At 60.5% G+C, this 15,349-nt stretch carries 15 protein-coding genes; 12 read left to right on the plus strand and 3 right to left on the minus strand.

Features of this window, described 5'->3' with window-relative positions; all coding sequences use genetic code 11:
• The first annotated feature begins 29 nt into the window (after positions 1-29).
• The 10 genes from N2A41_RS01370 to N2A41_RS01415 all read left to right on the plus strand — a co-directional run bounded on the left by N2A41_RS01370 (position 30) and on the right by N2A41_RS01415 (position 9,692).
• On the plus strand, positions 30-1,007 hold the full coding sequence (locus tag N2A41_RS01370; RefSeq protein WP_260110048.1) for a tagatose kinase: 978 nt from the start codon (positions 30-32) through the stop codon (positions 1,005-1,007).
• Positions 1,004-2,284, plus strand: a complete 1,281-nt coding sequence (locus N2A41_RS01375) for a D-tagatose-bisphosphate aldolase, class II, non-catalytic subunit (protein WP_260110050.1) — start codon at positions 1,004-1,006, stop codon at positions 2,282-2,284. Before N2A41_RS01370 ends, N2A41_RS01375 begins: the two co-directional genes overlap by 4 nt.
• Positions 2,285-2,314: 30 nt before the next feature.
• A complete protein-coding gene (locus N2A41_RS01380) occupies positions 2,315-3,040 on the plus strand; it encodes an SDR family oxidoreductase (protein ID WP_260110051.1) in 726 nt (241 codons plus the stop codon).
• A gap of 11 nt (positions 3,041-3,051) precedes the next feature.
• Positions 3,052-3,825 (plus strand): SDR family NAD(P)-dependent oxidoreductase, encoded by a 774-nt coding sequence (locus N2A41_RS01385; RefSeq protein WP_260110052.1) that lies wholly within the window; start codon positions 3,052-3,054, stop codon positions 3,823-3,825.
• A 139-nt stretch (positions 3,826-3,964) separates the two neighbouring features.
• Positions 3,965-4,789, plus strand: coding sequence for a class I fructose-bisphosphate aldolase (locus N2A41_RS01390; protein ID WP_260110053.1), 825 nt, complete (start codon positions 3,965-3,967; stop codon positions 4,787-4,789).
• A gap of 22 nt (positions 4,790-4,811) precedes the next feature.
• Positions 4,812-5,966: a Gfo/Idh/MocA family protein gene (locus tag N2A41_RS01395; RefSeq protein WP_162117858.1), complete on the plus strand. Its 1,155-nt coding sequence runs from the start codon at positions 4,812-4,814 to the stop codon at positions 5,964-5,966.
• Positions 5,966-6,637, plus strand: a complete 672-nt coding sequence (locus tag N2A41_RS01400) for a D-lyxose/D-mannose family sugar isomerase (protein ID WP_260110054.1) — start codon at positions 5,966-5,968, stop codon at positions 6,635-6,637. Before N2A41_RS01395 ends, N2A41_RS01400 begins: the two co-directional genes overlap by 1 nt.
• The gene (locus tag N2A41_RS01405; protein ID WP_260110055.1) at positions 6,637-7,695 is read left to right on the plus strand and encodes a carbohydrate kinase family protein; all 1,059 of its coding nucleotides are present in this window, start codon (positions 6,637-6,639) and stop codon (positions 7,693-7,695) included. Before N2A41_RS01400 ends, N2A41_RS01405 begins: the two co-directional genes overlap by 1 nt.
• Before the next feature lie 108 nt (positions 7,696-7,803).
• A complete protein-coding gene (locus N2A41_RS01410; RefSeq protein WP_260110056.1) occupies positions 7,804-8,592 on the plus strand; it encodes an L-iditol 2-dehydrogenase in 789 nt (262 codons plus the stop codon).
• An 89-nt stretch (positions 8,593-8,681) separates the two neighbouring features.
• Complete coding sequence (locus tag N2A41_RS01415; RefSeq protein WP_260110057.1) at positions 8,682-9,692, plus strand: zinc-dependent alcohol dehydrogenase family protein; 1,011 nt, start codon at positions 8,682-8,684, stop codon at positions 9,690-9,692.
• Here N2A41_RS01415 and N2A41_RS01420 read toward each other — a convergent pair.
• Entirely contained in the window at positions 9,689-10,720 is a 1,032-nt protein-coding gene (locus N2A41_RS01420; protein ID WP_260110058.1) for a LacI family DNA-binding transcriptional regulator, read from the minus strand. The two genes, N2A41_RS01415 and N2A41_RS01420, sit on opposite strands and share 4 nt — an antisense overlap.
• Before the next feature lie 247 nt (positions 10,721-10,967).
• Here N2A41_RS01420 and N2A41_RS01425 point away from each other — a divergent pair, with 247 nt between their 5' ends.
• Both N2A41_RS01425 and N2A41_RS01430 read left to right on the plus strand, forming a co-directional pair.
• The gene (locus tag N2A41_RS01425; protein WP_162117852.1) at positions 10,968-11,618 is read left to right on the plus strand and encodes an esterase/lipase family protein; all 651 of its coding nucleotides are present in this window, start codon (positions 10,968-10,970) and stop codon (positions 11,616-11,618) included.
• Positions 11,619-11,692: 74 nt separating this feature from the next.
• Positions 11,693-12,838: a right-handed parallel beta-helix repeat-containing protein gene (locus N2A41_RS01430; protein WP_260110059.1), complete on the plus strand. Its 1,146-nt coding sequence runs from the start codon at positions 11,693-11,695 to the stop codon at positions 12,836-12,838.
• Between the two features lie 33 nt (positions 12,839-12,871).
• Here the strand turns inward: N2A41_RS01430 and N2A41_RS01435 are convergent, their stop codons facing one another.
• Both N2A41_RS01435 and N2A41_RS01440 read right to left on the minus strand, forming a co-directional pair.
• The gene (locus N2A41_RS01435) at positions 12,872-13,897 is read right to left on the minus strand and encodes an acyltransferase family protein (RefSeq protein WP_311202884.1); all 1,026 of its coding nucleotides are present in this window, start codon (positions 13,895-13,897) and stop codon (positions 12,872-12,874) included.
• A gap of 67 nt (positions 13,898-13,964) precedes the next feature.
• Positions 13,965-15,320, minus strand: a complete 1,356-nt coding sequence (locus N2A41_RS01440; RefSeq protein ID WP_017966986.1) for an O-antigen ligase family protein — start codon at positions 15,318-15,320, stop codon at positions 13,965-13,967.
• Positions 15,321-15,349 lie beyond the last annotated feature (29 nt).

The following is a 15,349-nucleotide window of genomic DNA, read 5'->3' on the forward strand; positions in this document are numbered from 1 at the left end:
ACAAGAACGATCGGAAAGCAGGATTGCAAATGGCTACAGTACTGGCTCCGGACGCGCTTGGTCCCACGGTTTGCGTGGGCGAGATCCTCGTCGAGATCGTCGCCACGACGGTCGGAGACGGGTTTCTCGAAGCGCAGCCGCTTGTCGGTCCGTTTGCGAGCGGAGCGCCGGCGATCTTCATCTCGCAGTGCGGCCGCCTCGGCGGCAAGGCCGCCATGGTGGGCGCCGTCGGCGATGACGATTTCGGTCGTGTCAATACGGATCGCCTCAAACGCGACGGCGTCGATATTTCGACGATCTCGATCGATCCGGATTATCCCACAGGAAGCGCCTTTGTCCGCTACCGCAGGGATGGCTCCCGGGATTTCGTCTACAACATCGCCACATCGGCAGCTGCGCGCTTCGGCTGGTCTCAAACGGTCGGCGACCTCATCCATCGGAGCGGTCATCTTCACGTGATGGGCTCCGCTCTCTCGGTTCGCAGTGCGCGTGAGGTGATCGACCAGGCGGTCGACATCGTCAAGGCCCGCGGGGGAACGCTCTCGGTGGATCCGAACATTCGCAAGGAATTGAAGCTGGACAAGGACACCGAGCGCCGCTTTTCCAAGCTTGTCGCCGCCGCCGATCTGCTTCTGCCGTCCGGAGAGGAGCTTGAGCGCGCCGCAGGTGTCGAAGGCGAGGCAGAAGCGATCCGCCGCTTGTTCGAGATGGGCGTCAAGGAGATCGTGCTGAAGCGCGGGGCCGAAGGCGCGACCTATTTCGGCAGGCAAGGAGACCGCATCGATGCTCCGGCATTTGTCGTTCAGGAGGTCGACCCCACCGGCGCCGGTGACTGCTTCGGCGGTGCCTATCTCACCTGCCGGCGGCTCGGAATGTCTCCGCAGCAAGCTCTGACCTATGGCTCGGCTGCCGGCGCCCGCAACGTGACGGTCCTCGGTCCGATGGAGGGCGCCGGCACCCGTCGGGAACTCGATGCGTTCATCGCTTCAACGGAAAGGCGCCCATGATGCAGGTGCATCTCAACGACCTGGCCAGGCTGAGGATCGAGGGCCGCCCCAGAGGCGTGACCTCCGTATGCTCCGCCCATCCGATCGTGCTGCGCGCCGCTCTCCGACACGGGCGGCAACATGAGAGCATCGTCCTGATCGAAGCCACCTGCAACCAGGTCAACCACCTCGGCGGCTACACTGGGATGACGCCAAACGACTTCGCGTCCCTAGTCGGCAAAATAGCCGCCGAGGAGGGATGCCCCGAAAATCTGATCGTTTTCGGCGGCGATCACCTCGGCCCCAATCCTTGGCGCGATCGCCCGGCCGAAGAGGCCATGGCCGAGGCGGAGAAGATGGTTGCCGCCTATGTCGAGGCCGGCTTCCGCAAGATTCACCTCGACGCCTCGATGGGCTGCAAGGGCGAGCCGGTGGCGCTCGATGACGAAACCACCGCCCATCGCGCCGCCCGGCTTGCGGCGGTCGCTGAGGCATCGGCGAAGAGGGCTGGCGGCGCAATGCCGGTTTATGTCATCGGCACGGAAGTGCCGCCGCCAGGCGGGGCCGATCATGCCCTGACAACCATCGATCCGACGGCGGCCGCAGCGGCGCTGAAGACGATCGAAGTCCACCGCCGGATCTTTGCGGAGGCCGGACTCGGCCAGGCGTTTGAAAGGGCCATCGGGCTGGTCGTGCAGCCGGGCGTCGAGTTCGGCAATCAGAATGTCGTCCTTTACGACCGGAGCAAGATAGAAGCGCTGAAATCGGTGCTCACCAATGAGCCGCAGTTCGTCTTCGAGGCGCATTCGACCGACTATCAGGGAACCCGGCCGTTGACCGCGCTGGTGGAGGACGGGTTTCCAATTCTGAAGGTCGGTCCCGAGCTGACCTTCGTCCTACGCGAAGCGCTCTATGCGCTGGATACGATCGCGTCGGACCTCCTGCCCGATTACGGCCAGCGTCCGCTCTATCAGGCGATGGAAGCGCTGATGATCGATCAGCCAGGCAACTGGAGCCGCCACTACCACGGGACAAACGCCGAGATGCGCTGGTTGCGGCACTATTCGCTGTCCGACCGCATCCGCTATTATTGGGCGTCGGCTGAAGCACAAGAAGCCGTCCGACGCCTGTGCGAGGCCCTTCGAGGGCAAACCGTACCGCTGCCATTGCTTTGGCAACATATGCCGGCCGCTCAGGATTTCGCAGATGCACCGCTCGATCCGGAACAGGTTTTGATCTGGAGAGTGACCAAGAGTCTCTCGGACTATCACGCCGCCTGCGGCGTTGGGAAGAATTGACAATCAGCATCAAGACAGGAGGAGAAATCGATGAACGAATTGAATGGGAAGATCGCGGCGGTCACGGGTGCTGCGTCCGGAATAGGGCTGGCTTCGACGGAGGCAATGCTCGCCGCTGGCGCGACGGTCGTGCTGGTCGACCGCGATGAGAAGGCCCTTGAGACGGTTTGTGCCCGGCTTGGCGAGCGCGCTATTCCGCTCAAGATCAACTTGCTGGATTCGAGCGAGTGTGCTGGACTGCTCGAGGGCATCCTGTCGAAGACCGGCAAGCTCGATATCCTGCATGCCAATGCAGGCACCTATATCGGCGGCGACTTGATGGAAACCGATCTCGATACCATCGATCGAATGCTCAATCTCAACGTCAATGTCGTCATCAAGAACGTTCGAAACGTCATTCCGCACATGATCGAACGTGGCACCGGCGACATTGTCGTCACCAGTTCCGTCGCCGGACATTCGGCGATTCCATGGGAACCGGTCTATTCGTCGTCGAAATGGGCGATGACCTGCTTCGTCCAAACGATGCGACGCCAGCTTCTGAAAAACGGCATTCGTGTGGGATCGGTTTCTCCAGGGCCGGTGATCAGCGCTTTGCTTGCGGATTGGCCGGAGGAAAACCTTCGCAAGGCCAAGGAGGCCGGAGCCTTGATCGAGCCCAAGGAAGTCGCCGACGCGATCATCTTCATGCTGACCCGGCCGCGCAACGTTACCATCCGCGATATCGTCGTGCTTCCCAGCGCCTTTGACATTTGAGGAGAGGTGAGATGAGCTACCAGCAGAAATTTCGCGTCGACGGCGAACGGGCAGTGGTCACGGGCGGAGGGCGTGCGATCGGGCTCTGCTGCGCCGAGGCGCTGGCCGAAGCGGGCGCCGCCGTCGTTGTCATCGAACGCAGTGAGAGCGACGCTGAGCAAGCGCTTGCTCTCCGGGATAGAGGCTACGACGTCGAAGTCCGGGTCGGCGACGTCACCGACGCGGCCCGAATGGAGGCGATCGCAACCGAGCTTGCCGATGGCGGGCGGCCGGCGACGATCCTGGTGAACAATGCTGGAATTGGCCAGAACGGCATCCCGGCGCAGGATCTCACCGACGCCGATTGGCTGCGCATGATGGACGTCAATCTCAATGGCGTCTTCTGGTGCTCGCGCGCCTTCGGTCGTCCGATGATTTCGATGAAACGCGGCGCCATCGTCAACCTCGGCTCGATGTCGGGGCACATCTGCAACCGGCCCCAGCCTCAGACCGCCTATAACGTTTCCAAGGCGGCGGTCCATCACCTCACGCGCTCGTTGGCCGCCGAGTGGGCGCATCACGGCATCAGGGTAAACGCCGTCGCACCCACCTACATCGAGACGCCGATGGTGGTGGCCGTCGAAGCCAATCGCGAGCGTATCCCGCTTTGGCTCGCCGACACGCCGATGGGAAGAATGGGAACGCCGGAGGAGGTTGCCAGCGCAGTCCTCTTCCTTGCGTCAGGCGCCGCCAGCCTCATGACTGGGGCGATCGTCAACGTCGATGCAGGATTCACCTGCTGGTAGTCCTTCCGGCACGAGGCGCGAGCGGCGCCTCGTCCCGCGCCGGAAGAGGCGACATGGAAACGTTTCCACATTTTCTTGACTCGCCATCTTGCTCCGTTTATTCGAATGTGGAAACGTTACCATATCTGGGAGGAATTCGATGAAATCCGCGCGATTGAACCGACTTTTCGGCGTGTCTGGAAATTGTTTTGACGTGGCCATCGATCACGGCATGTTCAATGAACGAACCTTCCTCGCCGGCATCGAGAACATGAAGACCGCCATCGAGGTGATCGCGCAAGCGGCGCCGGATGCCATTCAGCTGCCGCCGGGGACGGCACCCCTTCTGCAGGCGATCCCCGGCAAGCAGCGTCCGGCACTGGTGCTGCGCACCGACATCGCCAACATCTATGGCAATCCCCTGCCGTCTCAGCTGTTTTCCGAAATGATTGACAGGGCGGTGGAGCAGGGCGTTGCATTGGATGCTGCTTGCGTCGTCGTCAATCTTTTGATGCTTCCGGACCAGCCGGAAGTCTATCGCGCCTGCGTGCGCAATGTGAACAGCCTGAAACGTGAATGCGAGATCTACGGCATGCCGCTGATGGTCGAGCCGCTCGTCATGCAGGACAATTCCAAGGGCGCCTACACGGTCGATGGCGCGATCGACAAGATCTTGCCGCTGGTGCGCCAGGCGGCTGAACTTGGCGCCGATATCATCAAGGCCGACCCCTGCGACAATGTCGAGGAATATCACCGCGTGGTCGAGATCGCCCAAGGTCTGCCGGTGCTCGTGCGCGGCGGCGGCCGCGTTTCGGATCAGGAAATCCTGATCCGCACCAGAGAGTTGATGGAGCAGGGCGCCCGTGGCATCGTCTATGGCCGCAACGTTATCCAACATCACAATCCCGCCGGCATGACGCGGGCCTTGATGGCCATCGTCCATGACAAGGCTTCCGTCGAGCAAGCTTCGCTGCATATTGGCTGATGCGCGTTTGGGAGGAGATGTCATGACGAAAATATTCCGCTTCGGCGTCATCGGCTGCGGTCTGATGGGACGCGAGTTTGCGAGCGCTGCGGCGCGCTGGCTGCATCTGGCCGATGTGAAAGCGCGACCGGAAATCGTCGCCGTCTGTGATACCAACGCGACGCTGCTCGACTGGTTCAGGGATCATGTGCCGACTGTTCGCCAGTTCACCGCTGACTATAAGGAGCTTCTGGCCAATCCCGAGGTCGATGCGGTCTATTGCGCCGTCCCGCATGTGCTGCACCAGCAATTCTACATCGACATCCTGAAGGCCGGAAAACATCTTCTCGGTGAAAAGCCCTTCGGCATGGACGCCGCGCAGAACCGGGAGATGATGGCGGTTCTCGCCGAGCATCCGGAACTTCTGGTCCGCTGCTCGTCGGAAATGCCTTTCTTCCCCGGCGCGCAGAAGGTCATCGCGCTCGCAAAAAGCGGCGAGATGGGGGATATAATCGAAGTCGAGGCGGGTTTCCTGCACTCTTCGGATATCGACCGGCAGAAGCCGATCAACTGGAAGCGCATGGCCGATATCAATGGCGACTATGGCTGCATGGGTGATCTCGGCATGCATGTGCTGCACGTGCCGCTGCGTCTCGGCTGGCGCCCGACGACCCTGCATGCACAATTGGTCAAAAAGGTCACCGAACGTCCTGACGGCAAGGGCGGCATGTTGCCCTGCACCACCTGGGACAATGCCACGATCAGCAGCCGCGTGCGCACCGGGGATCAGGATTTCCCGATGGTGCTGAAAACCTGGCGCATCGCGCCCGGCGAATCCAACACCTGGTACCTAAGAGTTCTCGGCATGAAGAAAAGCGCGTTCTTCAGCACGAAGTCGCCGCGCCAATGGCAGTGGATGGACTATAATGGCGGAGCGCAGGCTTGGAGTACCGAGGATCTGGGTTATGGCTCGCTATTTCCGGCCATAACAGGCAAGATCTTCGAATTCGGTTTTGCCGACGCCATACAGCAGATGTGGGCGGCCTTCGTCGATGAGCTTGCCGGCGGCAATGCCAACGGTTTCGGCTGCGCGACGCCGGCCGAGGCGCAGGCGCATCACGCAGTCCTGACGGCAGCTCTCAAATCCGGTCGCGAGGACGTCGTGGTGCCGGTCGAGTATGACGGGGCGTCAGCCTGATGAAGCGTTCTGCGATCAACGCCGCGTTGCTGCGGGCAACCGAGAGCCTCGAGCGCTGGCACTGGTCCCTGCCGGCATGGGGTTCCTGGACGGCGGCGGATTTTGCCGCTCATCCCGAGGCATCAGCCTATTTGCGCGCCCATCAGCTGGGTTGGGATGTCACCGATTTCGGCTCGAACCGGTTTGCCGAATGCGGTCTCGTGCTGTTTAGCCTGCGCAATGGCATCGTCGATGTCTTGGGTGAACGGACCTATGCCGAAAAGCTGCTCTTCGTTGGCGAAGGGCAGGTCACGCCGACCCACCGTCATGCGGCGAAGATGGAAGACATCATCAATCGCGCCGGCGGCGATCTCGTCATCGAATTCGCCGCAACCGATGCCGATGGCAATGTGCTGGCGGAGGATCTAACGGTGCCGGTAGACGGGCTGGCGCACCGGCTCGCTGCATGGGAACCGCTGGTTCTCCAGCCTGGGCAGAGCGTGACGATCCGCACCGGGCTCTACCACCGCTTCTACGGCAGGAAAGAGGGCGGACCTGTGCTTGTCGGCGAGGTCAGTCAGGTCAACGACGACAACAGCGACAATTTCTTTCTGGAGCCGATCGCACGCTTCGCCGCGATCGAGGAAGACGAGCCGCCGCTGAGACCCTTGTGGAACGAAGGAGTCAACTGATGCGAGCCGGGGAGGAGGTTTGCGATCGCGACGGTCAGAAGCATGGCGGCATCGTCTGCGCGGGAAACTTCATTGTCGATCGCGTCCACACCCTGTCCTATTGGCCCGAACAGGGCAATCTCGCGCATATCCTGCACCAGGATCTGGGCGTGGGGGGCGGGGCGGCCAATGTCGTCACCGATCTGGCCTCGCTTGGGTTTCTCGGAAAGCTGGCGGCGGCGGGATGCATCGGCGCTGATCAGGACGGCGAAATCGTCAAGGCCCGCCTGGCAGTTGCCGGCGTCGATGTCGGTGGGCTGATCGCGCTTGCCGACCGGGTGACGGCGCATACGCATGTCATGAATGTGCCCGGTCAGAACCGGACCTTCTTCTATCATGGCGGCGCCAACGATGCCGTCACGGACGAGCTTGTCTCACCCGCAGCCTTCGCCAAGGCCGGCTATCGGCTGTTCTATCTCGGTTATCTCATGCTGTTGCCGGGTCTCGACGGCATTGGTCCCGACGGTCGTTCGGGAGCGTCGCGCCTGCTGGAAGCGGCGCGCCGCGCCGGGCTTACGACCTGTGTGGATTTCGTATCGAGCGAAGACCCGGAATTTGCGAAGAAGGTCGGTGTCGCTCTGCCCTTCTGCGATTATCTGATCATCAACGAGATGGAGGCGGGGCGGGCAACCGGCGTTATCGTTCGCGATGCGAAGGGAGATTTGATCGAGGCGGGGCTTTTGGAAGCGGGCGAGCGCCTGCTTGCCGCTGGTGTCGTCAAGGGCGCGATCATCCATGCACCGGAAACCTGCTTCTGGTTTGCATCAGGCGCTTCCACGATCATCACGCGTTCACGAGCTGTCGATCCCGATGACATCGTCAGTACCGTCGGCGCAGGAGACGCTTTCTGCGCCGCCGTGCTCTACGGCCTGCATGAGAACTGGCCGGTCGAGCATATCTGCGCCGTCGCCCATGCCGCAGCTGCGCATTGCCTCAAGGGTGCGACGGCCACCGATGGCATCCCCGACATGTCCGTGCTTCTTCGCGAGGCGAAGGAGACGAACCCGCAATCCGCTTAGCCCATTGGCGTCGCCTCAGGAGGACGGCTCCGATTATCGTTCAGTCAAAAGGGGAGGAGCAAACATGAAGCTATTCGTTACGGCAGCCGCGGCCGGGGAGGCAGTGCGATGACCCATACGGAAACGGCGCGGCTCTCCGGCAAGGTGGCATTGGTCACGGGAGGAGCGAGCGGCATCGGCAAGGCGGTCTGCGAACGTTTTGCCGCCGAAGGCGCGAGGGTTGTCGTGGCGGACCTCGACGGTGAACGATGCGCAGGGGTGGCGGAAGCGATCGGCCCGCAGGCCCGGGGTGTGGCGCTTGACGTGACCAGCCAAGACAGCATCGAAGAAGCTGTACGCTTCACCATATCAACCGCTGGTCAGATCGATATCCTGGTCAATGCTGCAGGCATTTACGACGTCGAGTCCATTCTGGAAATATCCCGAGAGCGCACCGCAAGGGTATTTCAGGTCAATATCGAAGGGCTGATCTTCATGACGCAGGCCGTTGCCCGGCACATGGTGGAGAGAGGGGAAGGTGGACGCATCATCAACTTCTCGTCCCAGGCCGGGCGCCGGGGCGAAGGACCGGCGGTGGCTTACTGCGCTTCCAAGGCGGCCGTCATCAGCATCACCCAAAGCTGCGCTCTGGAACTGATCCGTTATGGAATCAACGTCAACGCCATCGCTCCCGGCGTCGTCGATACGCCGATGTGGGACGTCGTCGACGCAAAACTAGGCAGCCGGGAAGGTTTGAAACCCGGTGACGTCAAGCACCGCGTGGCCGCCGCCGTCCCCGCCGGACGATTCGGCGCTCCCCACGAACAAGCTGCCATGGCCGCCTTCCTGGCCGGGCCAGATGCAGCATACATCGTGGCGCAGTGCTACAATGTCGATGGCGGCAATGTCATGAGCTGAGCGCTTGAGCCGCGCGTCGCGGGCGCATGATCCCGCAGGCGGCTTCATCAGCACGATAGGCAATCGAACTTGAGGTCTGGAGGAGTGAAATGAGGGCTGTACGTTTAGAGTCGATCGGGTCTTTGACCATGTGCAGCGTCGAGAAGCCGGTTGCCGGGCCGGGCGAGCTGCTTGTCCGGGTTGCGGTGGCCGGCATCTGCGGTTCCGATCGCCACATGTACAAGGGCGAATATCCGACAGCGATCCCCGTCACGCTTGGCCACGAATTCTGCGGCATCGTCGAAAGGATCGGCGATGGGGTGACACGGTTTACCGGCGGCGAGTTGGTGACGGTCGACCCGAATATTGCCTGCGGCACCTGTCGGGCCTGCAGGCAGGCGCGGCCGAACTTGTGCGAGAGCTTGACCGCCATCGGCGTGACACGGGATGGCGGCTTTGCCGAATATGTGGTGGTGCCGCACGCCCAGGCCTTCGTCCTGCCGGCCGACCTCGATCCTGTTCACGGCGCCTTCAGTGAACCGCTGGCCTGCTGCATCCACGCCATCGACAAGGCAAGGATCCGTCAGGGCGACAGCGTTGCTATCCTCGGCGGGGGCGTGATCGGCCTGCTCATGGTGCAACTGTCTCGCCTTGCTGGGGCAGGCGAGATCATTTTGATTACGCGCCAGCTATCGAGACGCCAAACCGCTCTGCGCCTGGGGGCGGCGCACGCCTTCGACCCGGCTTCTTCAGACACAATCGCTGCTGTACGGGAGGTCACCAAAGGCGGCGCCGACGTGGTCATCGAGTGCGCCGGCGTCAGCGAGACGCTGCAAAGCGGTCTGAAAATGGCGCGGCGCGGTGGCACCTTCGTGCTTTTCGGGGTGACGCCGGCAGGTGTCGAGGTGCCGGTTCTGCCCTTCGATCTGCTGGTAAACGAAGTCGATATCAGGCCGGCCTACCTCAATCCCTTCACCCATTCGCGTGCTGCGGCAATGGTCGCGAGCGGGGCGTTGGAACTGGATGCATTGGTCACCAAAACCATAAGTCTCGAGGAGGTCGCCGACGTGGTGGGCAACGCGCCATTGCCAGGCGAGATCAAGGTCATCGTCCGGCCCTAGCTTGGCCGCGTCCTGCGAACAATGCCGGTGGAATCGCGCTCGATCAGCGTGACCGGCACTTTTACGATCGCGCCTTGCCGAGATTCGTACCCTGTTTGGTGCTCTTCGATCAGCGCTTCCAGCAGCTGTGCTGCCTGCCGTCCGACATCGCGGATCGGCTGCGCGACCGTTGTCAGCCGTGGAAAGACGTAGGCAGCCTCCGGCAGATCGTCGAAGCCCACGACCGAATAGTCGCCCGGAACGGAAAACCCGCGATCCTGGATGGCATGGATTGCGGCAATCGCCGAAACGTCGGTCGTGCCGATGATCGCGGTGACCTCAGGTCGAGAGGCCAGCAGCTCCCGCGCCAGCCGGTAGGTCTCTGCAAAGCTGTGCTCTTCCGCCATCGCCACGGTGGCAGGCGCGATCGCATTTTTCGCCATCTCCGCCGTGATGCCCTGAAGGCGAAGCTGGATCGGCTGACTGTGGGCCGGCGCGCCGACGATGGCGATTGCCCGGTGGCCGAGGCCCATCAGATGGCGCGCCATCAGCCGTCCACCTTCCTCGTGATCGGCCATGACAGCGCCGTCAGCGATGCCGTTCAGCTCGCGGTCAATGGCGATGATTGGAATGCCAGCGTCCCGCAGCACCCCGAAATGCTCGATGCTGCCGAAGGCGCTTGCCACGATGACGCCGTCGACGCGCTGGGCGAGCAGCATGGAGATGTAGCGCACCTCATGGTCCACGTTTTCCGCCGTGCTGCAGATCAGCGTCTGATAGCCGTGCTGGAACAGTTCCTGTTCGATCGCATGGGCGAGGATGCCGAAGAAAGGCACCTCGATCGACGGCAGCATCAGTCCGACCATCCGGCTTGGTGCACCGCGCAGCATACGGGCACCCTTGCTGGGCGTGTAGTTCAGCGTTCGGATGGCCGCCTCGACCCGCTCCCTGAGCTCTGGCGAGGCATAACCGCTGTTGTTGAGCACGCGCGAGACCGAAGAGACTGACGTTCCTGCAAGCTTAGCGATATGTCGGATGCTGGTCGTCACGTACACGCATTTCTTTCTCTACAGCGCCGGCGTCTTAAGACGCGCATAGGAGGCTAGCACAGGAGCGGTCGAACATTCATCAGAAGGACTGCTGAAGTTCACCTTCATTTCAGCATCCACTAGATCACTAGCGGGACGCCGCATCAAGCGCGCCGCTATTCGAGAAGGCCGGCTGTCGTGACAAGCTTCACCGTGAGAGCTAGAAGGATAGGCGCCTGATCGATAGCAGCCCGTTGAGCGGATACTGATGAACGACACAGTTCTCCTGTTTCACGGAATTGCCCGGACGAAGAAAAGCATGGCGAAGCTCGCCGGCTTCCTGTCGGCCCACGGGTATCGGGTTGTGAACGTCGGTTACCCCTCCACCAAGTTTTCGATCAGCGACCTCGTCGACATCATCCGACCTGAGATCGACGGCGCTGCGAAGGAGGCAGGCGACGGCCGGGTCCATTTCGTCGGTTATTCGATGGGCGGGCTGATTGTCCGCGCTTTTCTTAGGAACTATCGCCCAGCCAACCTGGGGAGAGTTGTGATGGTCGGAACGCCGAACAGCGGCAGTCAGATTGCCGATTTCCTCAAGAACTGGCCCCTGTTCAGGAAGGTCTATGGACCGGCAGGACAGCAGCTGATCACCGATCAAACCGCGATGACGGAGCTGTTTGGCACTGTGGATTATGAACTTGGCATCATCGCCGGGAATCGGACCATCGACCCGGTCTCCTCCCTTATCATCGGCCTCAGGGTTCCGAATGATGGAAAGGTTTCGGTGGAGAGCACCCGTCTCGACGGCGCGTCGGCGCATATCGTCATTCCGGCAAACCACACTTTCTTACCCGTCAACAAGACCATGTGGAGCCAGACACTGTCGTTTTTGCAAGATGGGCGGTTTACAAGCTGAATATCCACATATTCAAACATCCGCCACATGCCCTCTGCTTAATTCCCCGCGGCACCGGTATCGAAGGAAATGCAATGACCGCCATCCTGCGAAAGAAAGTTCACGGCGCGTCTACACGCGGACAGGTCATCGATGGTGCGCCCGATGTCGGCGTCGCCTATCAGGTGTTTTCCGATACGGTGATCGAAGACGTTATCGTCAAGAATTCTCCTCGAGGCTTCAAATTTCACAATGGCAAGAATCTCACCGTCAGGCGCTGTGAAACGGAGAATGTAAACGGCGACGGCATCTACCTGACAAAGACGACGCACGTGTTGCTGGAGAATAATCGCATCGGCGCGGCGCCGGGCGAGGGAGCAGACTGCTGCCAGTTCGCCTATCAAAACAGCGACGACAATATCAGCTCCGATATCGTGATCCGCGGCAATCTCTTCCTGCAGTCGCCGGCGAGCGCATCGAACAAGGGCGCGCTGGTCTGCGACAGAACTCGCAAATACCTGGTCGAATACAATTTCATCGGCGGCAAGAATTTCTCCTTTTCGTCGATTGGGGATGACGCCGTGGTGCGCAGCAATATCATGCGCGATGGCAGGATGAATGATTATTCCTTCGGCTACGGCATCGGCGACAAGGCGGACCACGCCGGGCATCACGTTTACGACAACTGGATCGAAAACACCAATCGTGGCGTCAGCATGAGCGGCTTTTCGGATCAGGAGCTGGCATTTCGCAAAGACATCGATATCCACGACAACGTCATCAGCCAATGCGACATCGCCTTCTTCGCCAATCGACCGTGGTCCGGCAGCTTTCGGCGCAACATATTCCTGCGGTGCGAACAGGACATCGTTCTCGAGAGAAACGGCAGAGCGACTGCGGGTGATATCGATGGCAACTATCGCAACGATGGCAGCTTTCTGAATGTCACCCCGCCGCCACTTCGCTTGAAGCCTGACGGCAAGGCTTCCGTTGCCTCCGGCGAGTGGACATCCGAGCCCGACGAAATCCGCATCCAGTGGCGTGACAAGGGGATCGACATTCCAGGTGCCAATCGGCCTTCCATTACGGTTGAGCCTGGCATGGAATTGTCATGCGTCTTGCTGGCCCGCAAGGCGCAGAACTGGATGCTGGCGATCGCTGAGACTGCCTATGACGACTTCACGCCGCGCGCATGGCAAGAACATAGGCTGCATTGGCAGAAGCGCTATCTCTCGATTTAAGCGGTGTGACCGGTGACCCTGATCGCGCCAAAATCAGGATCGACGCCAGCGAAGTCTCATGGCCTTTCCGGCGCTGAGCGCTTTGCGCACCGGTTCATCGTAGAGGCGGGTGACGATGATGGCCAATAGGACGATCAATGGAAGAACGATGGCAAAGATCGCCCAAGCCGGCGGTTGCCCCAGGCCAGCGGCTTTCAATGCTCCCAATAGCAAGCCGAGCAGCGGAACATGAATTGCATAGAGCGCGTAAGACGCCTCTCCCGCAATAAGAAGCGGCTGTCGCAGCACGCCATCGAAGTTGGCTGTGTAAAGGACAAGCACGGCGATCGGAAATAGAGCAGTGATGACAATCAGGTCCTTAATGCCAACCAAGGCGGCGGGCGCCTGGAAAACGAGAAGTGCAGTCGCGACGACGATGACAGCCACTGCTACTGCTTTTCCGATGCCTGAAGGGGAAAGCCGCTCACGGTAGCGGTACATCAAGATGCCGAGGGTGAAGGAAAAGAGAACGCGGGGAAAACCGGAGAGCAAAGCGCCGTCGAGCGGGATCAGGTCGGCGCTTCCATGGGCCAGCGTTTGCGCCGCCAGCCAAACCCATGACGCCAGCAGGATGAGTGCGAGCACGCCGCTGGACAGCATTCTCGCCGCATAGCCGTAGGCGAGGTTGATCACGATCTCCAGGAACAGGGACCATGACGGACCGTTGAAGGGGAACAAGTTCGGCGCCTTCAGCGATGTTCCACCGATCGCCGGCAGGAAGAACATCGAGGCAAGCAACGAGGTGGCAAACAGCATGGGATCCATTTGCTGATTTCTGCTGAGCGACATACCTGCATATGCGAGTACGCCGAGCAACAATCCGAGCAGATAGAGGGGATACAAGCGGATGAGACGCTTGATGGCGAAATCATTGGCAGAGAGCGTAGACTCCTGAATGAGTTTCCTCTCATAGGCGTGGCCGATCACGAAGCCGCTCAGACAAAAAAACAGGTCGACGGCGAGGTAGGCAGCAGGTGCTGCATCAAAGCCGACAAACCCTTCGGTGTGATGCATTGCCACACAAATAGCCGCCAGGCCGCGAATTCCATCGAGGCCAACCAGTCTACGATTATTTGAACTCATCTTTTTAGCCTGATGCATGTTGCGCTCCTGCCTGGGTCGGTTTGCGGAAGCGGGACAGGAACTCCGGGCCGAGGCTCGTCAGTGCAATCACGGTATGGGGCCATAGGATGAAGGGGGCCAGCATCATTCCGGCTTCGGTGAACGCGCCGATCAGGATCAGGAGGATAATGACAACCTCCTTCCTCTTGGTGATGGCGAGCGCTTGATTGAGGGGTGACGAGGTCATCTTCCCCACGAGCCGCACCACCACGAACGACGTCCAGATGATGGTGGCGGGTATGCCCATGTTCAGCGCAAGTTCGATATAGGTGTTGTGGGTGGATTGAGCGTCCCAGGTAAGGCGAACATATTGCTCCATGATTTCGGGCTGTCGGAACAAGGCAAATCCCCAGCCTGTAAGGGGCCGCTCGAAGATCAACGGCAGCAACTGTTCCCAGACATTCGTACGTCCGCTGAGCGTAAGGTCTTTCCCGAATGACTCGGCAATCGCCTGTGCCACACCCATCAACGCGACGGAGACGACAAAGCCCAGCAGGGCGAATGCAAGAAGAACGACGAAGGATCTGAAAATCCGGCCTGGAAAGCGCTGAATCCAGCTCATTCCATAGTATACGGCTATTCCGATCGAAAGCAGGATGATCGCCGTCGATGATTTCGCCAGCACGATCAGCACGAGGTAGAGCAGCATTGCCGCCCATCGCAGGAGATCATAGTAGCGCAGACGCCACATCGGCAGGGCCGGCAGCAGCAAGATGAAGTTTGTTGCCGAGAACTGGCCGAGCATGTTTTTGTGGTAAAAGGCCCCTTTCACCATCCCGGCATAACTGCCTCTCATCACCGCGAACCGCGGAAAGGCTGCTGTGTAAAGAATATTGATGAAAGCCGTTGCAATCGCAAACTTCGCCAGGCTTTCAAATGTGTCAACGGCTCCGTAACGGGCCCGGTAAAGAATGGGTCCAGCTGTCAGCAATGCGACGGCGACGAGGGCTCGGAGCGAGGCTCCGACGCTGACGGAAAAAGCAATCGAGAGAAAGACGCATAAGCAGACTATGCCGACCAGCGGCGAGGCGCTGCGAATCAATTCGAAGATGCGCCTGGGCTCCAGGATGCAGTAGAGGCCAATGAGTGGAACGAGCGACATCAGCAACAGTCGCATCGGCATGGGGTCTTTGCCGACGCCCTCCTGGAAGTCGGCCGGCAGCCCATACCACATGCCGGTCGCTCTCCAGAGGGAAATATAAAATATTGCCGAGAGGACGATCCGCACGAAGGTTTCACGCCGAATGCGATATTGCGCGCGAGCTCTGGGTCTATGTCTTTGCAGGCCAATCGGTTGGTAGCTGTCAAATGAGGTGCTCATGACATTCCGCCTTGCGTTTTGGTAACCAC

The sequence above is a fragment of the Rhizobium sp. SRDI969 genome (assembly GCF_025152725.1).
Lineage (GTDB): Bacteria > Pseudomonadota > Alphaproteobacteria > Rhizobiales > Rhizobiaceae > Rhizobium > Rhizobium leguminosarum_I.